The organism is Streptomyces adustus (genome assembly GCF_009377175.1).
In the GTDB taxonomy this organism is placed as follows: domain Bacteria; phylum Actinomycetota; class Actinomycetes; order Streptomycetales; family Streptomycetaceae; genus Streptomyces; species Streptomyces adustus.
Map to the genome: position 1 here is coordinate 1 of NZ_VJZD01000110.1, position 20,058 is coordinate 20,058.

General features: G+C 69.4%; 18 protein-coding genes and 1 pseudogene. 10 read left to right on the plus strand and 9 right to left on the minus strand.

The annotated features are described in order from the left end of the window. The 4 genes and pseudogenes from FNH09_RS47170 to FNH09_RS24930 form a co-directional block, all read left to right on the plus strand. A pseudogene (locus FNH09_RS47170) lies at positions 1–616 on the plus strand (hypothetical protein); the annotation flags it as partial. A 138-nt stretch (positions 617–754) separates the two neighbouring features. Next, positions 755–1,162 carry a VOC family protein gene (locus tag FNH09_RS24920; protein ID WP_152891702.1) on the plus strand — a complete coding sequence of 136 codons (408 nt, stop codon included), beginning with the start codon at positions 755–757 and terminating at the stop codon, positions 1,160–1,162. A gap of 36 nt (positions 1,163–1,198) precedes the next feature. After that, on the plus strand, positions 1,199–2,365 hold the full coding sequence (locus FNH09_RS24925; protein WP_162469051.1) for an SLOG cluster 4 domain-containing protein: 1,167 nt from the start codon (positions 1,199–1,201) through the stop codon (positions 2,363–2,365). Between the two features lie 165 nt (positions 2,366–2,530). Further along, a complete protein-coding gene (locus FNH09_RS24930) occupies positions 2,531–3,232 on the plus strand; it encodes an LAETG motif-containing sortase-dependent surface protein (RefSeq protein ID WP_162469052.1) in 702 nt (233 codons plus the stop codon). A 121-nt stretch (positions 3,233–3,353) separates the two neighbouring features. Here the strand turns inward: FNH09_RS24930 and FNH09_RS24935 are convergent, their stop codons facing one another. From FNH09_RS24935 to FNH09_RS24955, 5 genes are all read right to left on the minus strand, one after another. Continuing rightward, complete coding sequence (locus tag FNH09_RS24935) at positions 3,354–4,373, minus strand: ABC transporter ATP-binding protein (protein WP_152891706.1); 1,020 nt, start codon at positions 4,371–4,373, stop codon at positions 3,354–3,356. Next, the gene (locus FNH09_RS24940) at positions 4,373–5,977 is read right to left on the minus strand and encodes an ABC transporter permease (protein WP_152891708.1); all 1,605 of its coding nucleotides are present in this window, start codon (positions 5,975–5,977) and stop codon (positions 4,373–4,375) included. The genes FNH09_RS24935 and FNH09_RS24940 overlap by 1 nt, the downstream gene beginning before the upstream one ends. 44 nt (positions 5,978–6,021) lie before the next feature. After that, the gene (locus FNH09_RS24945; RefSeq protein ID WP_162469053.1) at positions 6,022–7,122 is read right to left on the minus strand and encodes a thiamine ABC transporter substrate-binding protein; all 1,101 of its coding nucleotides are present in this window, start codon (positions 7,120–7,122) and stop codon (positions 6,022–6,024) included. Between the two features lie 284 nt (positions 7,123–7,406). Further along, positions 7,407–8,513, minus strand: coding sequence for a dual-specificity RNA methyltransferase RlmN (gene rlmN, locus FNH09_RS24950; RefSeq protein ID WP_152891712.1), 1,107 nt, complete (start codon positions 8,511–8,513; stop codon positions 7,407–7,409). A 225-nt stretch (positions 8,514–8,738) separates the two neighbouring features. Further along, on the minus strand, positions 8,739–9,494 hold the full coding sequence (locus FNH09_RS24955; RefSeq protein ID WP_152891714.1) for a GntR family transcriptional regulator: 756 nt from the start codon (positions 9,492–9,494) through the stop codon (positions 8,739–8,741). Positions 9,495–9,572: 78 nt separating this feature from the next. Here FNH09_RS24955 and FNH09_RS48830 point away from each other — a divergent pair, with 78 nt between their 5' ends. The 5 genes from FNH09_RS48830 (at position 9,573) to FNH09_RS24985 (ending at position 11,629) form a co-directional block, all read left to right on the plus strand. After that, on the plus strand, positions 9,573–9,851 hold the full coding sequence (locus FNH09_RS48830; RefSeq protein WP_162469054.1) for a hypothetical protein: 279 nt from the start codon (positions 9,573–9,575) through the stop codon (positions 9,849–9,851). 138 nt (positions 9,852–9,989) lie between these two features. Further along, entirely contained in the window at positions 9,990–10,169 is a 180-nt protein-coding gene (locus FNH09_RS48835; RefSeq protein ID WP_238427082.1) for a hypothetical protein, read from the plus strand. 151 nt (positions 10,170–10,320) lie between these two features. Then, positions 10,321–10,590 carry a hypothetical protein gene (locus tag FNH09_RS48840; RefSeq protein WP_238427084.1) on the plus strand — a complete coding sequence of 90 codons (270 nt, stop codon included), beginning with the start codon at positions 10,321–10,323 and terminating at the stop codon, positions 10,588–10,590. A gap of 8 nt (positions 10,591–10,598) precedes the next feature. Next, entirely contained in the window at positions 10,599–11,330 is a 732-nt protein-coding gene (locus FNH09_RS24980) for a GntR family transcriptional regulator (RefSeq protein ID WP_420802778.1), read from the plus strand. Further along, the gene (locus tag FNH09_RS24985) at positions 11,327–11,629 is read left to right on the plus strand and encodes an aminotransferase class IV (protein WP_152891720.1); all 303 of its coding nucleotides are present in this window, start codon (positions 11,327–11,329) and stop codon (positions 11,627–11,629) included. Before FNH09_RS24980 ends, FNH09_RS24985 begins: the two co-directional genes overlap by 4 nt. 143 nt (positions 11,630–11,772) lie before the next feature. Here the strand turns inward: FNH09_RS24985 and FNH09_RS24990 are convergent, their stop codons facing one another. The 3 genes from FNH09_RS24990 to FNH09_RS47760 all read right to left on the minus strand — a co-directional run bounded on the left by FNH09_RS24990 (position 11,773) and on the right by FNH09_RS47760 (position 18,258). Then, entirely contained in the window at positions 11,773–12,147 is a 375-nt protein-coding gene (locus FNH09_RS24990; RefSeq protein WP_162469057.1) for a hypothetical protein, read from the minus strand. After that, entirely contained in the window at positions 12,144–17,441 is a 5,298-nt protein-coding gene (locus FNH09_RS24995; protein WP_152891722.1) for a CHAT domain-containing protein, read from the minus strand. Before FNH09_RS24995 ends, FNH09_RS24990 begins: the two co-directional genes overlap by 4 nt. A 502-nt stretch (positions 17,442–17,943) precedes the next feature. Beyond that, complete coding sequence (locus tag FNH09_RS47760; protein WP_202919748.1) at positions 17,944–18,258, minus strand: hypothetical protein; 315 nt, start codon at positions 18,256–18,258, stop codon at positions 17,944–17,946. A 352-nt stretch (positions 18,259–18,610) separates the two neighbouring features. Here FNH09_RS47760 and FNH09_RS25005 point away from each other — a divergent pair, with 352 nt between their 5' ends. Next, positions 18,611–19,018 (plus strand): DUF6416 domain-containing protein, encoded by a 408-nt coding sequence (locus tag FNH09_RS25005; RefSeq protein WP_238427086.1) that lies wholly within the window; start codon positions 18,611–18,613, stop codon positions 19,016–19,018. Positions 19,019–19,517: 499 nt separating this feature from the next. Here FNH09_RS25005 and FNH09_RS47765 read toward each other — a convergent pair whose 3' ends face one another. Then, entirely contained in the window at positions 19,518–19,874 is a 357-nt protein-coding gene (locus FNH09_RS47765; RefSeq protein ID WP_202919749.1) for a hypothetical protein, read from the minus strand. Positions 19,875–20,058 lie beyond the last annotated feature (184 nt).

Sequence of the window (20,058 nt, forward strand, 5' to 3'; positions counted from 1 at the left end):
CCCCCACGGCCAGGCCCCCGGCGCGCTGCCCTGGGGCGTGGCCGTCCTCGCCGCGGGCCTGGCCGTGGAGGCCTACGCGAGCCGGTCCACCGGCGCCGGGCCACGGCTGCCCGCCGGTCTGGCCACCGGACCCGCCGGCGTCCTGGCCGGCTGGCTGCTCACCGCCCTCGGTCTCGCCCTGGCCGGCCCCGGCCTCACCCACCTGTGCGGAGTGCTGCTCCAGGCGGGCCGGCCCGGCGCCCTGCGGCTGCTGGCGGGCCGGGTCCTGATGGCCGAGGCCGCCCGCATCGGCCGCCCCCTCGGCGTGGTCTGCGCGGTGCTGTCGGCGGCGTACGCCGCCGCGACGCTGGGCGACCCCGGCGGTGCGTCCTTCGGCCCGCTCACCACCCTGGGCGGCCTGCTGGTGCTGGGCTGCACGGTGGCGACGCTGCTCACCGCGGCCGTCGAGGCCAGACAGATCCGCTCCGACACCACCGCCGCCCTGCTGCGCCTGGGCGCCCCGAGCACGATGCTGCGCAGCGCGGCCGCGCTGCGGGCCGGCGCGCTCGTGGCCCTGTTCGGCCCGCTCACCCTGATCGTGGCGGAGCTGGCGGCCCTGCCGCTGGGGCCTATCTGACCATTCCCGTCTGCCCGGCGACGCGAATCAACGAACAGGCCCTGGCCCACCGATGAGTTCCACCGCGGTCCCCGGTCTGCACATCGCACGTCATCACTTCCGACGCACACCCGAACCGATGCTCAGGGGAGCCCTCGCATGTACCAGCAGATGATCTTCGTGAACCTGCCCGTGACCGACCTCGACGCCTCGAAGAAGTTCTTCACGGAGCTCGGCTACACCATCAACCCGCAGTTCAGCGACGAGAACGCGGCGTCCGTGGTGATCAGCGACACCATCGTGGCGATGCTGCTGACGAAGTCGTTCTACGCCACCTTCACCGACAAGGAGATCGCGGACGCCAAGAAGACCAGCGAGGTGCTGGTGGCCCTGAGCGCCCCGAGCCGCGAGAAGGTCGACGAGCTGGTCGAGCGGGCCCTGGCGGCGGGAGGCATGGTCAGCGGCCGGACGCAGGACCTCGGTTTCATGTACGGCCGCGCCTTCGACGACCTCGACGGGCACACCTGGGAGATCATCTGGATGGACCCGGCGGCCGTCCAGGGCTGACCGCCCCCACTCGAACGGCCCTCCTAGCATGGGCGGGTGAATCCGACACCCGCCCGACCGGGCCACCGCGTCGACGGCCTTCGCGACCGCGAGATCGAGACCCTGGACGAGTTCGACGAGGTCCTCTCCGCGCTCGACACCCCGTCCCTCCCCCGAACTCCCGAGGCCGCCGGGACGGGAGCGACCCATCTGCGCGTCCAGGCCGTCGACCTGACGGACCGTACGGACGTCCTGCTCGGCCTGGACGGCGCCGGCGCCGTCTTCCTCGGCTGCCCGATGGCGCCGGAGGCGGCCGCGCACCTGCGCGCCTCGGGCGCCCTGGTGTTCCCGCCCGTACCGGGCCTGCCCTTCGACCCGTACCGCGGCTTCGTCTACACGCCCGACGAGCTGTTCGCCTCCCTCGACCAGGGCTACGAGGGGACGCCGGACGCCCTGACGTACGACTGGTTCCAGCGCACGAGGACGAACGGCGACATCTTCGCCTCCATGCTGCGCTCGATCCACGACGACGCCGTCTCCGACGCCCTCGACGAACTCCTCGTCGGCAAGCGGGTGGTGGGCGTCATGGGCGGGCACGCCATGGCACGCGGCACCGAGGAGTACGCGGGCGCCGCCCGGCTCGGCCGGGAACTGGCCCGCGCGGGACTCACGGTGGCCACCGGCGGCGGCCCCGGCGCGATGGAGGCCGCCAACCTCGGCGCGTACGCCGCCCCGTTCGACGACGGGATGCTCACCGAGGCGCTCCGCATCCTCGCCAAGGCTCCCTCGTTCCGGCCGTCCGTGGCCGACTGGGCGCGGGCCGCCTTCGAGGTGCGCGAGCGCTGGCCGGACGGCGGGGTCTCGGTCGGCGTCCCGACCTGGTTCTACGGGCACGAGCCGCCCAACGCCTTCGCCGCGCACATCGCCAAGTACTTCGCCAACGCCCTGCGCGAGGACGGGCTGCTGGCCCGCTCGACCGCGGGCGTGGTGTTCCTGCCGGGCGCCGCCGGAACCGTACAGGAGATCTTCGACAACGCGACGCCCAACCATTACGAGTCCCGCGGCGAGCCCACTCCGATGGTGCTCGTGAACCGCAGGCACTGGACGGAGGAGCTGCCCGCGTGGCCGCTCCTCCAGGCGCTCGCGCGGGGGCGCTCAATGGAGGCCCGAATAGCCCTGGTTGACCGGATCGAGCAGGCTCCTGACGTGCTGAAACATCTTTGACGACAACGAATGGGTAAAGTCGGCAGCGCGCGGGCGCATATGCATTGACACTGCTTACGCGACACTTATAGACCTGTGGGTCTCCTGGGGATTCTGAAACTCTCCCCGGAGCCACCTCATCTCCGCCACAGCCCCCCGCAGTTGTGCATCCCCCGAAGGGCAAACGTGTCCATATCTCGTCGCACCGCACGTCGTTCCGTGCGCATCCTCGGCGTCGCCTCCGCTTCGGCCGCACTCGCGCTCGGCGTCGCGGGCAACGCCCTCGCCTGCAACATCTCCGAGTTCCAGGACATCAAGGCCACCTGTGACGGCGCCAAGGGCGCCATCAGCGTGACCAACTTCGACGCTTCCAAGACCACGGTCGCCATCTCCGTGTTCCTCGAGAACAACGGCGCGGACGAGCGCAAGGTCGGCGAGCAGACGGTTCAGGGCTCCAAGGAAGGCGTCGTCGTCTCCTTCCCGGAGGACTGGCAGCCGAACGCCACCTACCGCATCCTCGTCCAGGCCGGTACGAAGAAGATCGGCGAGAAGACCCTGACCACCCCGGCCGAGGCCTGCAAGGCCGAGGACACCACGACGCCGTCGACCCCGTCGACCCCGTCGTCCCCGGCCGAGTCGACGACCGCTCCGGCCGACGACGAGTCCGAGAGCGCGTCCCCGGCCCCGTCCGCGACGGAGTCCGAGACCGCCGCCGCGGCCCAGGGCAACGCGCCCTCCGCCGCCGAGGTCGGTGAGTCCAACCTCGCCGAGACCGGCGCGAACTCCAACACCGGCCTGATCGCCGGCATCGCGGGCGCGCTGGTCGTCGTCGGTGGCGGTGCCGTGTTCCTCGGCATGCGCCGCCGTGGGGCGAGCAGCAAGAGCTGACCCCGCAGCACGTACACGCCAGTGGCCCGTCCCGCACCGGGGCGGGCCACTGGTGTGTCGGCCGGACCTCGACCGTGCCGGCCAGGGGCGGAACCGGGACCTGTGCCGTGCGGGCGTTCGGTCAGTCGAGCACCACGACGTCCGAGGAATCGAACCGCACTCCGACCGTTTCCCCGGTCTCCGGCGCCGTCCGCAGCGCGCAGGCCGCCTCCAGGCGGGGCGCGTCCCGGGGCTGGAGATGGACGGTGACATGAGTGCCCTTGAAGGCGCGGGCCGTCACCGTGCAGGGCAGCCCCTCGTCCACCGGCACCAGCCGCACGCCGGCCGGGCGCACGAGCAGCGTGCGCGTCCCCTGCGGGGCGCCCTCGCCCACCGCGACCTTGCCCCAGGGGGTGTCCGCGGCCTCCCCGGCCACGGTCGCCTCCACCACGTTGTCGAAGCCGAGGAAGCGGGCCACGAACGCGTCCGCGGGCCGCTGCCACACCTCCAGCGGGGTACCGGACTGGGCGATCCGCCCGTCCCGCATCACCACGACCCGGTCGGCCAGCGCGAACGCCTCGCCCTGGTCATGGGTGACCGCCAGCACCGTCGTGCCCAACCGGCCGAACAACTCGCGCAGTTCGACCACCAGCCGCTCGCGCAGCGACCGGTCGAGCTGGCCCAGCGGCTCGTCCAGCATCAGCAGCCGCGGCCGGGGCGCGAGCGCCCGGGCGAGCGCGACCCGCTGCTGCTCACCGCCCGACAGCGCGGCGACCGCCCGGCGCGCGGCCCCCGGCAGCCCGACCAGGTCGAGCAACTCCCCCACCCGGGCCTCCTGCTCGGCACGTGACGCGCCGCGCATGCGCAGCCCGAACGCCACGTTGCCGCCCACGTCCCGCTGCGGGAAGAGCTGGTGGTCCTGGAACATCAGCCCCACCTCCCGCCGATGGGCGGGCACCCCGGTCTGGTCGCGCCCGTCCAGCACCACCCGTCCGCCGTCCAGGGGTTGCAGCCCGGCCACCGCCCGCAGCAGCGTCGACTTGCCGCTGCCGCTCGGCCCGAGCACACACACGACCTGGTGCTCGGCGACGTCCAGGTCGACGGCGTCGAGCACGGCCCGGCCGCCGAACCGCACGGTCGCCCCCGCGAGAGACAGCAACATCAGAACTCCCCCGTCCGATCCGCGCTCCGCAGCCCCTCCAGCATCAGCAGGGACACCGCGCACACCACCATCAGAATCGTCGAAAGGGCCATCGCCTGGCCGTAGTTGAGTTCACCGGCGCGGCCCAGCAGCTTGGCCACCGCGACCGGCAGGGTCGGGTTGTCGGGCCGCGCGATGAACACCGTCGCCCCGAACTCGCCCAGCGACACGGCGAAGGCGAACCCGGCGGCGATCAGCAGGGCCCGCCGCACCAGCGGCAGGTCGACCTCGCGCCAGACCCGCCACGGCGACGCCCCGAGCACCGCCGCCGCCTCCCGCAGCCGCCCGTCCACCGCCCGCAGCACGGGCAGCATGGTCCGTACGACGAAGGGCACACCCACCAGGGCCTGCGCGAGCGGTACGAGGATCCAGGAGGCCCGCAGATCCAGCGGCGGCTCGTCGAGCGCGATCAGGAACCCGAAGCCGACCGTCACCGCGGACACCCCGAGCGGCAGCATCAGCAGCGCGTCGAAGCCGCGTACGAACCGCCCGGTGTCCCGCCGGGTGAGGGCCGCCGCGGCGAGCCCGCCGATCAGCACCGCGATGGCGGTGGCGGCGAGCGCGTACGTCAGGGAGTTGCCGACGGCCTCGATCGGCGGCACCAGGAAGACCCCCGAGTCGGACGAGGTCAGCGCCCGGTAATAACCGAAGTCGGGCGCGTCCAGCGACCGCTGCACGAGGACCGCCAGCGGCAGCAGGATCAGCACGGCGACCGTGCCGAGGACACCGGCCAGCAGCGCCCACTGCCCGGCCCCGCGCGGCCGTCGGGCCGTGCGGGCCGCGTCCACCAGCCGCAGCGCGCTCTCCGAACGCCGTACGGTCCGGGCGTGCACGGCGAGGATCGCGCCCACCGCCGCGAACTGGACGAGGGTGAGCACGGCGGCCGTGGCCAGGTCGAAGATCTCGGAGGTCTGCCGGTAGATCTCGACCTCGAGGGTGGAGAAGGTGGGGCCGCCCAGGATCTGCACCACGCCGAAGGAGGTGAAGGTGAAGAGGAAGACCATGAGCGTGGCGGCGGCCACGGCGGGCCCGAGCGCCGGCAGCGTGACGGTGCGCCAGGCCCGCAACCGGGAGGCGCCCAGCATCCGCGCCGCCTCCTCCTGCCGCGGGTCCAGCTGCGCCCACAGACCGCCGACCGTACGGACGACGACCGCGTAGTTGAAGAAGACGTGCGCGAGCAGGATCGCCCACACGGTGGTGTCCAGCCGTACGCCCCACAGCTCGTCGAGCAGTCCGCCGCGCCCGACCAGCGCCAGGAACGCCGTACCGACGACGACCGTCGGCAGCACGAACGGCACGGTCACCACCGCCCGCAGCACCCGCTTGCCCGGGAAGTCGAGCCGGGCGAAGACATACGCCCCCGGGAGGGCGACGAGCAGGGTGAGCGCGGTGGAGGCGAGCGCCTGCCAGACGGTGAACCACAGCACGTGCCGGATGTCGGACTGCGCGAGCACGTCCGTGATCCGCCCGAGGTGCCAGGCACCGTCGGACTTCAGCCCGCGGGCCGTGATCGCGGCGACGGGCCAGGCGAAGAACACGCCGAAGAACGCGACGGGCAGGGCCATGAGCCCGAACCGCGCCGCGTTCCCCTTCCGGCTCCCGCGGGGGGCTACTTCAGTACGAGCGAGGTCCACGACTTGACCCACTGGTCACGGTTGGCCGCTATCTTCCCGGGGGCCACGGTCTCGGGGTTCTTGGCCGCGGGACCGTACTGGGTGAACTCGGCGGGCACCTTCGCTCCGGCGACCACGGGGTAGACGAACATGTTCAGCGGCATGTCCTCCTGGAACTCCTTGGAGACCAGGAAGTCGATGAGCGCCTTGCCGCCCTCGGTGTTCTTCGCGTTGCTCAGCAGCCCGGCGAACTCGATCTGCCGGAAGCAGGTGCCCTCGACCACTCCGGTGGGCGCGGTGGTGGGCCTGGGGTCGGCGTAGATCACCTCGGCGGGCGGCGAGGACGCGTACGACACGACGAGCGGCCGGTCGCCCTTGGCCTTCTTGCCGCCGGCGGAACCGGAGAACTCCTCGTTGTAGGCCTGCTCCCAGCCGTCGACCACCTTCACGCCGTTGGCCTTGAGCTTCTTCCAGTAGCCCTGCCATCCGGAGGTGTCGCCGTCGCCGTACTTCGCGGCGGTGCCGAGCAGGAAGCCCAGGCCCGGCGAGGAGGTGGCGGCGTTCTCGGTGACCAGGAGGTTCTTGTAGGCGGGCTCGGCCAGGTCGTCGAAGGAGGTCGGCGGGGTCAGCTTGTGCGCGCTGAACCAGGCCTTGTCGTAGTTGACGCAGATGTCGCCGTAGTCGATCGGCGTGACCCGGTGCTTGCCCTGGTCGAGCTGGTAGGCGGCGCCGACCTGGTCCAGGCCCTTGGCCCGGTACGACTGGAACAGTCCGTTGTCGAGGGCCCGGGACAACAGCGTGTTGTCGACGCCGAAGAAGACGTCGCCCTGCGGGTTGTCCTTGGTGAGGATGGCCTTGTTGACGGCCTGGCCCGCGTCCCCGTCCTCCAGGACCTTGACCTTGTACCCGGACTGCTTCTCGAAGTCCGCGAGCACGTTCTTGGAGACGGCCCACGAGTCGTGGCTGACGAGGGTGACGGTCTTGGAACCGCCGGAACCGCCGGAACCCGCGCCGCCCTTGTCGCCGGACGAGCCGCAGGCGGACAGCGTGACCAGGCCGAGCCCGATCGCCGCGGCCACGAACGTCTTGGTGTGCACTTGATTTCCTCCTGGGGGTGACCAGGAAGAGACGCGGCCCTGCCCGGGGCCGTCGGACGGATCCGCCGGCTCCCGGGCAGGGCGCAACAGCTCGAGTGAAGACCGAACTTCCTACCCAGAATGACCTGGGCGAGGTTCAGAGGGTCTGCGGCCCGATTGCCGCACTCTCAGCGCTGTGGCGCTCCCCTGTCGGAATATGAAGATGTGTACGGCGTCAGCCTACCGTCCGCCGAATCGCCACCCTACGGCTACCGCCCGGTACGGACGGCAACCGCCGGGTGGGGTCAGCGCTCCGTGGCGGCCAGCTGCCCGCACGCCCCGTCGATCTCCTGACCGCGGGTGTCCCGGACCGTGACGGGCACGCCGTGGGCCGCGATGGCCTCGACGAACGCCTTCTCGTCCTCGGGCCGGGAGGCGGTCCACTTGGAGCCGGGCGTCGGGTTCAGCGGGATGAGGTTGACGTGCACGGGCTTGCCCCGCAGCAGGCGTCCCAGCCGGTCACCGCGCCAGGCCTGGTCGTTGATGTCCCGGATCAGCGCGTACTCGATGGACAGCCGGCGGCCGGACTTCTCGACGTACTCGAAGCCGGCGTCGAGGACCTCGCGCACCTTCCACCGCGTGTTCACGGGGACCAGGGTGTCGCGCAGCTCGTCGTCGGGCGCGTGCAGGGAGATCGCCAGACGGCACTTGAAACCCTCGTCGGCGAACCGGTGGATGGCGGGCACGAGACCGACGGTCGACACGGTGATGCCGCGCTGCGACAGCCCGAGCCCGTCCGGCGCGGGGTCGGTGAGCGCCCGGATGGCTCCCACCACCCGCTTGTAGTTGGCGAGCGGCTCGCCCATGCCCATGAAGACGATGTTGGACAGCCGGGCCGGTCCGCCGGGCACCTCACCGTCCCGCAGGGCCCGCATCCCGTCCACGATCTGGTGCACGATCTCGGCGGTCGACAGGTTCCGGTCCAGTCCCGCCTGCCCGGTCGCGCAGAACGGGCAGTTCATCCCGCAGCCCGCCTGCGAGCTGATGCACATGGTCACCCGGTCCGGGTAGCGCATGAGCACCGACTCGACGAGCGTCCCGTCGAACAGCCGCCACAGCGTCTTGCGCGTGGTGCCCGCGTCGGTGGACAGATGCCGCACGACCGTCATCAGCTCGGGAAGCAGCGCCTCCTGAAGCTTGCCGCGCGAGCCGGCGGGGATGTCCGTCCACTCCGCCGGGTCGTGCGCGTAGCGCGCGAAGTAGTGCTGCGAGAGCTGCTTGGCACGAAACGGCTTCTCCCCGATCTCGGCCACGACGTCCTTGCGCTCGGCAGGCGTGAGATCGGCAAGATGCCGCGGCGGCTTCTTGGCTCCGCGGGGGGCGACAAAAGTGAGTTCTCCGGGTGCAGGCATAACACCTTCAGTGTGGCAGATCATCTGCGGGTCCCCAGGCCAGAGCGGGGTGGGGGTGGTCACCCCTGGGCGGCCTCTGTCAGCTTCTGTCGACCTTTCACGGCCCAGGGACGGCCCAGGAATGATCTTGCGCGAGGCCTCTGACCGGCCATGAACGGTGGCAGGGAAGAGTCGGGGGCGGTCGCGGGTGTTGATGCCCCGCGACCGCCCCCGATTTACTGACGATCAACGATTGATCGGAATCTCGTAGACGATCTCGCAGTGAGCGACGGGCACGACGATGTCCGCCGTCTCGACGGGCCGTCCGTCGTCGCTGTAGTAAGTCCGCCGGATGTGCGTGACCAACGCGGCCTTCTGGATACCGAGCAACGACGCCTCCTCGGCGGTCGCCGTCCGCGGTTCCGGCTGTTCCACGGCGTGGCTGATGGTCACACCGATCGCGGCCATGCGTTTCACGACACCGGCTCCGGCATGCGGGCCTCCCTCGGGGAGGACGACGAGAGTGCCCGCGGTGAGGTCGTACGGCTCCCAGCTCGTAGACAGCTGCACCGGCCTGCCGTCGGCCAGGAACTCGTAAGCAGTCCGGACGCACAGCTCGCCCTCGTCGATCCCGAGCCGCGCGGCGATCTCGGCGGGCGCCGGCACCTTGGCATCGGTCCGACTCTCCCAGTCCCCCGCCCTGCCGATATCCCTCATGTCGGCCCGGAACGGCGACCCGTCACGCCGCTCGCGCGCCGCCGACCGGACCACCCGCACCCGCTGCCGGGGCTCGGCGACATACGTACCCGATCCGGCACGCCCCTCCAGCAGCCCCTGGGAGATCAGCAACTCCTGGGCCCGGCGCACCACGTTCTCGCCCACGCCGCACTCCTGACCGATCTGGGTGCGGGAGGGCAGACGGTCACCCGGCTCCCATACGTGCTCCGCGATCCGCCGCCGGAGTTCGTCGGCGATGCGGAGATAGGGCGGCTGCTCAGGCATATGGAAAATCTAGTCCACTAGCCCTAATCTAGTTAACTAGCTTCACTCAAAGTGATCGCCGGTGACGGAGGCTGCCCTGTGCCCGCTTCGGGAGTTAGCGCGGCGGCCATCGCCGCCCGACTGTCCGCTCTCGGGCTTCCCACACAAGTGGAGGAACACGGGGGTCACACGACGGTCGAGGCGGAGATACCGGAATCGCTCTCCGCCGAGTCATGGCGGGAGGTCCTGAACGTGGTGGCCGACGCCGACCGGTTCGGCCTCCTCGCCACCAGCCTGAACGGCCGCACCCTCTGGGCGGCCGTACGCAAAACGGCCCCCACGACGGGCGATGTCGGGGGACCGAGCCATCAGCGATAGGAGCTGAACAGCGTGCTCAACCGTATCCGCCGAGCCGTCGCCCTCACCAGGGCGCGGTACTCGCCGCACTCGCCCAAGGGGAGGCACCGCCGCCCCTTAACACCCGCCGGACCGCCGGCCGCTCCCGCTTCTTTCCTCATGTCCGCGGACGCGTTGACGCTCACCCTGGCCCGGGCTTCCATCACCACGGACCACCGAGACTCGCTCGCAGCCGAGGACATCGCACTCGTCCGCCCGTACGTGCTGGCCTGGGAGAAGCGCGTGCGGTCGCGCTCGACGGTCGCCGTTACCCGGCCGGCTCTCGCGGGGGCCTTCTGATGCCGGTCCGCAAGCAGCCACAGCCGCACGCCACGGCCATCCCCTATCAGTCAGCCGCCTGCCGAATCGGCACGCACCCCACCTGCGCGGAGCACTCTCCGACCACGACGCCGGAGGACGTACCGGTGATCTACGAGACGTGCGGCTGCCCATGCCACGCGACACCCGACCGATCCTGGCCCGCCGAGGAGCTCTAGTGAACAGATGGACCCCCACCGGCGCTCTGGCCTCCAACATCGAGGTCACAGCGACCACAGTGCAGCGCGGCGACGTCATCCAAGTCGGCGGCCGGGCCTGCCGGGTGAGCGACCTCTTCCAACTCCCCCAAGGCGCCAGGCAAATCCTCTTCGAATCAGGCGAGCTGCTGACCATAAATGCCCGCACTCGGCTCGCCGCCGTACGCATGCAGAGAAGGCGGTGATCCGATCCGTGCCCTCCCGCCAACACGACATCGCCGACGACCTTCGCCAGCAGATCACAACCGGTCGCATCAGCCCCGGCGAACGCCTCCCCTCCGAAGCCGACCTGGCCAGCCGGCACAAGGTCAGCACAGTGACGCTGCGGAGGGCCCTGGCGGTGCTCCAAAGTGAAGGCCTCATCGAGAAGGTCCAGGGCAGGGGGAACTTCGTCCGCCACCCCGTCCGCAAGATCGTGTACGTCGGCGGCTGGGGGACGCTGGACCCGCGAACCGCGGCTGAACCAGCCCTGCGCGTCACCGTTCGCAGCACAACGGTGCAGGCCCACGGGCAACTGACGACCCTGCTGAAGGTGCCCGCGGGCAGCCCTCTCGCAGAGTTCTCCTGCACCAGCTTCGAAGGGGAGTCACCGCACGGGCTGGCCCGCATCTACATCCCTCGCGACCTTGCACCTGCCGGACTACTCGACAACGCATCCGCATACCGGGCCCCGATCACAAGATTCGCTGTCCTCACCGTCTCGCCGGCCGCTGTCCGGGAGACGGTCTGCGCCCGCCCACCGACACCGGAGGAGGCATCAACTCTCCGGATCGCCTCTGCCGCGCCGGTCCTCGCGATCACACGCGTCGCGACCGCCGCCACCGGCCGAGTCGTCGAAGCCGCCCTCCTGGCCTTCCCGGGGAACCGCATCGACGCGGTCTTCACCACCCACCACATGCTCGACGAGAGGCAGACGCAAGGATGACGCCCCGAAACGAACTGCGCCTCCTCCCATGGTCAGGGCCGGAGGGCAAGCCCTGCTATCTGAGCACTGACGACCAGGACGGCTACATGTCCCGCTTGGCGGACAACATCGAGGCAGTCCAACTCGGCACGGCAGCGGAACTGCTGGAGCGGTCGTCCGAGCCGCTCGACGACCAGGACACGGACCCAGAGGAACTGCGGCAGTTTGCGCAGGAACTCACTGCCGCACTGCGGGATGTCCTCCGCGTCGCGATCAGTCGCGGGCATGGTCTGGCGATGAACGAACCTCGAGGAACCTGAAAGCGCAGGCGCGACATGGCTGGGAGGGAAGCCAAAGGTAACCCGGCTTCCTTCCCAGCCGCGACACACGCCCCTCTCCCGCGGACAGTCGCGGTCCCGGCTCGCCGGGCCGGATCCGGGCCTGCGGGCCGTGTTCCCTGGATTCAGGTTGCTGAAGGTTCGTCGGCGATGAGGTCCAGAAGCTGGTCGGGGGTGAGAGTGGCAAGGTCGATGGAGCGGTCTTCGCGCACGAGTCGTGCCGCCGCCTGCTGATCCCTGAGCTGTTGGGCGCGTTCGATGAGTTCGCTGGCGCGGCGCCGTTTGTGGATACGGTCGGTGATGTCCGCGACCGCGAGCATGGCCGATGGAATGGACACGACCAGGGACGCCACCGCGACAGGATCGACGCCCTTGGTGTCCGGACCGGTCGCCGGTTCCACTGTCGGAGCTGGTTCGGGTTGGTAGCCCCAGCTCGAAGTCAATGCGGCGACGCTCTTCCCTGCGGCTTCGGCGTCCGCTCCGACAAACTCGATGATCACAATTCCTCGTTTCCGTCGTTGATGGCATTCAGTAGTTCATCGAGCTGGTCAACAACATCCGACAAACCGATCTCGGCGGCAGCGGCTCGGCTCGTCTGAAACACCTGCCGGGCCTGCACGCGTTCATCCGCGGCCAGCAGAAGTTGCCCCAAGACAGTACCGACGACCGCGAGGCCATCCGGCCGTTGAAGCTTCAGAAGGAGCTGAAACGAGATGACCAGTCTCGGCACCGCCGCGTCGCGATCCTGACGATTCAGATCGATTCGCGCGAGGTCCCAGTTGGCTGCCGCGATGCCGTCCATGTCGCCGAGCTGCTCACTGACTTGCAAGCGCTTGAGCTGCAGTTCGAGGGCCTCGTCGGCCTTGCCCCGCTGCTCGTAGATGTCGGCGATCTGGCCCCAGGTGACCGCGAGCGCGCGGGTGTCACCGATCCGCTCGTACACCGGCAATTCGACCTCGCGGCGAATCCGCAGCGCCTCGTCAACCTCGCCCCGCTGCTGGATGATGTCGGCGATCTTTCCCCAGGTGACCGCGACCGAGCGGGTGTCACCGATCCGCTCGAACACCGGCAGGGTGACCTCGCGGCGAATCCGCAGCGCCTCATCAACCTCGCCCCGCTGCTCGTAGATGTATGCGATCTTTCCCCAGGTGACAGCGACCAAGCGGGTGTCACCGATCCGCTCGTACACCGGCAATTCGACCTCGCGGCGAATCCGCAGCGCCTCGTCAACCTCGCCATGCCGCTGCAAGATGTCGGCGATCTGGCTCCAGGTGACCGCGAGCGCGCGGGTGTCACCGATCCGCTCGTACACCGGCAATTCGACCTCGCGGCGAATCCGCAGCGCCTCGTCAACCTCGCCCCGCTGCTGGATGATGTCGGCGATCTTTCCCCAGGTGACCGCGACCGAGCGGGTGTCACCGATCCGCTCGAACACCGGCAGGGTGACCTCGCGGCGAATCCGCAGCGCCTCATCAACCTCGCCCCGCTGCTCGTAGATGTATGCGATCTTTCCCCAGGTGACAGCGACCAAGCGGGTGTCACCGATCCGCTCGTACACCGGCAATTCGACCTCGCGGCGAATCCGCAGCGCCTCGTCAACCTCGCCATGCCGCTGCAAGATGTCGGCGATCTGGCTCCAGGTGACCGCGAGCGCGCGGGTGTCACCGATCCGCTCGTACACCGGCAATTCGACCTCGCGGCGAATCCGCAGCGCCTCGTCAACCTCGCCCCGCTGCTGGAAGATGTCGGCGATCTTTCCCCAGGTGACCGCGACCGAGCGGGTGTCACCGATCCGCTCGTACGCCGGCAGGGTGACCTCGCGGCGAATCCGCAGCGCCTCGTCAACCTCGCCCCGCTGCTCGTAGATGTCGGCGATCTGGCCCCAGGTGACCGCGACCGAGCGGGTGTCACCGATCCGCTCGAACACCGGCAGGGTGACCTCGCGGCGAATCCGCAGCGCCTCATCAACCTCGCCCCGCTGCTGGAAGATGTAGGCGATCTTTCCCCAGGTGACAGCGACCAAGCGGGTGTCACCGATCCGCTCGAACGCCGGCAATTCGACCTCGCGGCGAATCCGCAGCGCCTCGTCAACCTCGCCCCGCTGCTGGATGATGTCGGCGATCTTTCCCCAGGTGACCGCGACCGAGCGGGTGTCACCGATCCGCTCGTACGCCGGCAGGGTGACCTCGCGGCGAATCCGCAGCGCCTCGTCAACCTCGCCCCGCTGCTCGTAGATGTCGGCGATCTGGCCCCAGGTGACCGCGACCGAGCGGGTGTCACCGATCCGCTCGAACACCGGCAGGGTGACCTCGCGGCGAATCCGCAGCGCCTCATCAACCTCGCCCCGCTGCTGGAAGATGTAGGCGATCTTTCCCCAGGTGACAGCGACCAAGCGGGTGTCACCGATCCGCTCGAACGCCGGCAATTCGACCTCGCGGCGAATCCGCAGCGCCTCGTCAACCTCGCCCCGCTGCTGGATGATGTCGGCGATCTTTCCCCAGGTGACCGCGACCGAGCGGGTGTCACCGATCCGCTCGTACGCCGGCAGGGTGACCTCGCGGCGAATCCGCAGCGCCTCGTCAACCTCGCCATGCCGCTGCAAGATGTCGGCGATCTGGCCCCAGGTGACAGCGGCCGAGCGGGTGTCACCGATCCGCTCGTACACCGGCAATTCGACCTCGCGGCGAATCCGCAGCGCCTCGTCAACCTCGCCCCGCTGCTGGAAGATGTCGGCGATCTTTCCCCAGGTGACCGCGACCTCGCGGGCGTCACCGATCCGCTCGAACGCCGGCAGGGTGACCTCGCGGCGAATCCGCAGCGCCTCGTCAACCTCACCCCGCTGCTCGAAGGTGTCGGCGATCTGGCTCCAGGTGACAGCGGCCGAGTGGGTGTCACCGATCCGCTCGTACACCGGCAATTCGACCTCGCGATGGATCCGCAGCGCCTCGTCAACCTCGCCCCGCTGCTCGTAGATGTCGGCGATCTGGCCCCAGGTGATCGCGACCGAGCGGGTGTCATCAGCATCGGTGAAGAGTTGGCGGGCCTGGTGGAGCAGGTCCTCGGCTTGGTCGGTCTCACCGCGGGTGATGAGGCGGTTGGCGTGATCGTAGAGGACTGCGGCGTGGTCGGCCGGGTTGGTCTGCCGGTCACTGGTCTGGTTCTGCTGGACGGCACGGTGGAGCAGGGTGTCGGCGTGATCGCCGTCGCCGCTGGTGACGGCCGCGTCGGCGACGGCCCGTAGCAGGGTGACAGGAACCTCGTGGTTGTGGCGGTCGAGGAGGGTGATCGCGTGGTGGCCGAGTTCGGCAGCGGTGGAGGCCGGGCCTTGTCGCAGGGCGTACACGGCTTCGGCGGCGCAGTCGGCGGTGATGGTCGGGTTGTCGGCGGCCAGGGCCAGGTGGGTCAGCTGCAGGTCCAGGTCGCTGCCGCGGGCGGGGCGACGTGTGGCACCGCCCCACTGGAGGTAGAGAGGTTCGGCGGCCAGGGCTGCGAGGGCGACCTGCTCGTCGGGGGTGAGGGGGGTTAGGCGTCCGGCCGCGAGGGCATTGACGGCCAAGGCCGGGATGTCGGGGCGGTGCTGGTCGGGAAAGGCGTCAAGGAGCCCGAGGCCGCACAGGCGGGACGCCGATCCGCCGACAGCGGCGGCGAGGGCCTCGATGACGGGTTGCGGGACCGGGACGGTGAACAGAGTGCAGGCGCGCAACAGATCGCGATGGGCGGACCCAGCCTGGTCGAGGAGGGTGTCGAGAGCCAATTTCTCCAGGAACTCGCCGATGTCGGAGTTGCCGGTCGGCAGGTCACCCTGCTGAAGGTAGGCCTCCATGCCGACGACGGCGGCCTCGGCCCGGGCCTGGTCGACCTGGCTGCTGTAGACCAGGCGCAGCCCGATGAGGTCCTGCAGCCCGGGGTTGCCGCAGCTGACGTCCAGGGCCCGCTGGGCCAGGTCAGCGCGCTGGGTCCGGTATTCGGCCGGGGCGAGGTCCTGCTGGCGGCGTTGGAGTTTACGCTGGGCCGCCGGTGACAGGGGCTGCAGCTGGACGGGTTCCAGTCGGGCCTCCAGCCCGTCGAGAGTGAACGTGTAGCGGCTGGTGACCAGGAGTCGGCTGTCGGTGATGGCCGGGTCGAACGCGCAGAGCACGTCGGCGAGTACGGTGGCGTGCTCCAGGTCGAGCCGGTGCGGGCCATCAGGGTTGGCGGTCAGGATCTGTTCGAGATCGTCGATGATCAGCAGGAGGGGTTTGCGGACGTCGTCGAGTTCCTGGGCGCACGGCCCGGCCAGCAGATCGATCAGCAGCGGTTTGAGGCGGTCCGGCTGGTCGCGGACCTCAACACGCCTTGCTTCGATGAGGGTACGGGCGTCAGCATTGGTGGCGACGGCGTCGGCGATGGCGTCGAGGATCGCTGTCGGGGTGTAGTCACCGAACACGACCGCCACGGCCCGGTTGGGGTGACGGTCGGCGATCCGGGCGGCCAGGCTCGACTTGCCCAACCGGCCCTGCCCATGCAGCAGGACCCCGGCCTTCTGCCCACCTCGCAGAGCCCGCAGCGTGCGTTGCATCTCCGGGCGGCGGCCGACGAACATTTCCGCAGCCGCGACCGGCAGCTGACGCTTGCGGTCCAGGAACGTCTTGGTCACATGATGCGGAGGCACCATCTGGCGTTTGCGGATTCCCGCGACCAGCGGACCACCACCAGTCGGCCCAAGCCACAGCCGCGCCAGGTGCCACTCGGCGCGCTGGCGCTCATCGGAACAGGCCAGCAGGTGGCGGCGGGCCTCGGCGACGGCCACGGCCACCCCGACACGGCGGCCGAGCTGCGAGTACAGGCGTTCGGCGAAGCGAGTGGCTGCCTGGTCGCTGACCGAGCCGTCCCAGCCGATGACTGCGGGAATCCCGGCGGCCACCAGCCCGGTGGCCATCGAGTGCACTATCGACATGGCGGGCTCGACTGTCGGACCGCCGCGGTGGCCGGCGCCAGCGGGAACATGCCCGGCCACGTCGGCACCGGTGGCGGTCAGGCAGGCCGACACGAACGCCAGCCGCGGCCGCGGAGTCAACAGGCCCACCAGCGCATCCGCGCTCGTCGGACGCCCGTCCCCGAGATCATCCTCCATCAGCAGGACAGGAGTGGCCGGTTTGTCAGGCCCCGGGCGCCAGTTGTGCAGCCCGTGACACGACAGATGAACCACCGGCATCCCCCCGAGCTCGGACAGACGCAGTCCAAGATGCTCGGGATTGCCGGAGTCCTCGACAACGAGGTCAAGGCTCGTCTCCCCGACGGCGTTGAGGATGGCCATCTCCTCGGCCTCGAAGTCCAGCTCGTGCTGACCCCGAGGCGCCGAGGCCATGAACGCCACCCCGAGCCGGTACCCGTCCAGGGCCTGCGCCGGGCTCGGATGACCGAGCCGACGCGCTACAGCGAACAACTTCGGCGCCTCGGCCGCGAGGAATCCACTCGCGGGGGTGGCCAGCAGCTCGTACGGGGCCCGCAGCAACGCCCACGCCGCTGCGGACGGTCTCGTCGGCGCTCGGACCTCGAACACCAGCGGTGCCGACGCTTCATCGAGCAGGCGCGTCAACTGGCCAAGGTCACCATCGAGCCACCGGTACAACTCGCGTCCCACCGCGAGCAGTGCCTGGTCCTTGGAGCCATTACGTACGGCATCCACATACTGGCCAGCAACGGCATCCAGTAGCTCAACGTCAAAGGTCTGCAACATCCGACGGGGACCGACCCGTCGGCCATCGACGACCAGCTCAAACCCGTTGGCATCCACAACCAGCCCGGTGACCATGCGTCATATTAACGTCGCTGACCGCCACTCCAGGGCCCGAATGGCGCATCAGCCATCCGATTGAATTCGTTCCGCGGCCGCCTCGTCTCAGCCGGGTATTCTGCCGAATCGTGCTCGCCTCCGCCCGGTTCGGTCTCGGTAAGCCTCGAACACGGCGAAGGCCAGCCCGGGAGGAAACCCCTCTGCGACACCTGCTTTAGGAGTTCGATCAGGGTCGGCATAGTCTGCCCCTAAGTACCTTCGGCCGGAGCTTCCTGCTCCTACTCCGGTCGCCTCGATCCGCTGTCGTCCGATGCCGTTGATGTCAGCTGGCGATCTCAGACCGCCCGCTCAGGCCAGGGCAACATCCACGGCCTGACTTGCCCGTCTACTGATCACCGGTCTGGCTGACCAGCGAGACTTACGAAGCCCACGGCTCTGACCAGCTCAGACGCCGTGGGCTTCTGTCATCGTCGGTCGGCGACGGCTGACCTCGCACGGCCCAGGGACGGCCCGGCGGAGATCACTCGGGAGCCGCTCCCGCCTCGTGCAGGCGAACCCGCACCTGACAGTTGTGGTCAGCATGCGCGACGACCTCGCCACGGACGCGGGCCCCGAGGGAGGGTAGTCCCATCCCCTCGGGCATGGAGATGATCTCCGCCAGCGCCACGGCGTTCGGAACCCCGTCGATCCGGAAGAACACCCCGAAGGGCTGACGCCCGATCACTTCTCCGCTCACGGAGGTCCCCAGCGGCAGCGCCGCGACGGTCGCCTCCCACACCTCCTGATACCTCTCTGCCGGCACCCTGGGGCGCGTCGGCCATGTGTATTCGTCCATGGGCAGATCATGAGGGCTGGGGGCTGCGATCGCTACGTTGCAGGCGTGGGCCCGGCCGTCACAGAGGATGCCGGGGGAGCTCCGGTCCGAGCAGCGGCCCAAACCAGAGGTGCGTCTCGGCCGCGATGCCCCATGACCGACCGCCTAATGCGGTTCGACTGCGGTGCCGGAGAGGGGCCTCGGGCTTAGAAGGCGCTCTGTGGCTGCGTCCCGTCCTCCTCTTGACCTGTGGCTCCTCCTCAGCTGAGCTGCTTGCCGGTAAAACTTCGACACGGATTCGGCACGCAGTGTCGTGGCGGATCTGTACGGTGCGGACGACGCACATGTTTGGAACGAACTGTTGGGGGCGGGCATGACGGAGTATCTCTCTGAGGTTGATCAGCGATGGGCTGAGCACTCTGGCGAAGCGAAGCACTATGGCGCGCCGGAATGGAGCCCGGAGGACTTGGAGCGAGCCGCGGCGTTCCTGGCTGAGCTCGCCCCGCAGGCCCGGCGGATGTTCGAGTACATGCTGCGTACCCCTGGCCGTACGATCCACTGCACGGAGCTGGCGGACAAAGCTCTGGGCTGGCCGAACGAGGGGAATCTGGCAGCGCGCGTGGCGGGTGTGGTGCGTGGAATGGACAAAGGCCAGAGCAACAGTGGGCGCCGGTATCCGTTCTACTGGTGGGCGGCTCCTGAGGGGAGCACGGGCGCAACGTACGCAGTCCGCCCCTCGGTTGCAGCGGTGTTCCTGGCTGCTCAGCTCGGCGCCGCGTGATCTGGCGCAGCCGCAACTGATCTTGAGCGGCCGCGACCTGCGGCCGCCGTACCGATCAACGTCCTGACCTGCTGCTGAGCTGTCGGCACCTGTCGACGTTAGTAACCGTTGAGCGCCCTTCCACGGCCCCAGGACGGCCCTGGAGGGCGCTCGCGCGTTGAGGGGGAGACAGCCGCCTTGTAAGTTCGCTCCAACAGGACCTTGGCTGAGGCCGGCTCCGCACCGAACTGCCGCCTGCAACCGCTCAATGCCGCAACTGTTCGTGGTCGTTGATGTCAGCGTTGGATGTCACCGGAACAACTGCGGCAAGGGACAGATCTCCAGGGGGTCGCCCGGCCGATCCGCCCAGTTCCATCAGACGTGCCGACTTGCACACCTCCACAGCGATCGGCAGGTCCGCCGGCCGTCGTCCTCTCGCTTGCAGAGCACGAGGCCGCCAAACTTCAAGAGCTGGCCGCACTCGGGACATGCAAGGGTGTCACTGGTCATGCATCGCACGCTAACCCGAGCCCTCACCCCCAGGGACATCACAAACGTGATCACCCAAGCGTGCCCCCGCCTCGTGCAGCCGAACTCTCACCTGGCGGTTGTGCTCAACGTGGTCGATCACCTCACCGCGGATGCGTGCCCCCAGAGCGGGCAGTCCCATCCCTTCGGGCATAGCAATGATCTCGGCCAGCCCCACAGCTCCCGGAAGCCCGTCGATCCGGATGAACACGCCGAAGGGCTGACGCCCGATCACCTCTCCTGCGACAGAAGCCCCAACGGGAAGTGCGGCAATCGTCGCCGCCCAAGCTTCATCCGGCGACAGCCCCGGCACGTCGGGGCGACGCGCTGGCCACGTGTACTCCTCCATGGACTGATCACGGCCGGTCGAGAAGCCCGTGACTACTGCGTTGTAAGGGCGGACGTGGTCGGCAATATGTTCGCCCAGGTCACCTGGGCGGCCGCAGCGGCCGCCCAGGTGAACGGCGCATCTCGACTGCGGCGAAGCATCGTTGACCGTGGCTGACTGCACGATGTGGCACGGCTGTGGCACG

Coding starts and splice junctions, on each gene's coding strand:
- FNH09_RS24955 (WP_152891714.1), bottom strand. CDS start 9,494: ATGCCTGAGCAGCCGCCCTATCTCCGCATCGCCGACGAACTCCGGCGG.
- rlmN (WP_152891712.1), bottom strand. CDS start 8,513: ATGCCTGCACCCGGAGAACTCACTTTTGTCGCCCCCCGCGGAGCCAAG.
- FNH09_RS24985 (WP_152891720.1), top strand. CDS start 11,327: ATGACGCCCCGAAACGAACTGCGCCTCCTCCCATGGTCAGGGCCGGAG.
- FNH09_RS25005 (WP_238427086.1), top strand. CDS start 18,611: ATGACGGAGTATCTCTCTGAGGTTGATCAGCGATGGGCTGAGCACTCT.
- FNH09_RS24935 (WP_152891706.1), bottom strand. CDS start 4,373: ATGTTGCTGTCTCTCGCGGGGGCGACCGTGCGGTTCGGCGGCCGGGCC.
- FNH09_RS24995 (WP_152891722.1), bottom strand. CDS start 17,441: ATGGTCACCGGGCTGGTTGTGGATGCCAACGGGTTTGAGCTGGTCGTC.
- FNH09_RS47760 (WP_202919748.1), bottom strand. CDS start 18,258: ATGGACGAATACACATGGCCGACGCGCCCCAGGGTGCCGGCAGAGAGG.
- FNH09_RS24920 (WP_152891702.1), top strand. CDS start 755: ATGTACCAGCAGATGATCTTCGTGAACCTGCCCGTGACCGACCTCGAC.
- FNH09_RS47765 (WP_202919749.1), bottom strand. CDS start 19,874: ATGGAGGAGTACACGTGGCCAGCGCGTCGCCCCGACGTGCCGGGGCTG.
- FNH09_RS48835 (WP_238427082.1), top strand. CDS start 9,990: ATGTCCGCGGACGCGTTGACGCTCACCCTGGCCCGGGCTTCCATCACC.
- FNH09_RS24940 (WP_152891708.1), bottom strand. CDS start 5,977: ATGGCCCTGCCCGTCGCGTTCTTCGGCGTGTTCTTCGCCTGGCCCGTC.
- FNH09_RS48840 (WP_238427084.1), top strand. CDS start 10,321: ATGCCACGCGACACCCGACCGATCCTGGCCCGCCGAGGAGCTCTAGTG.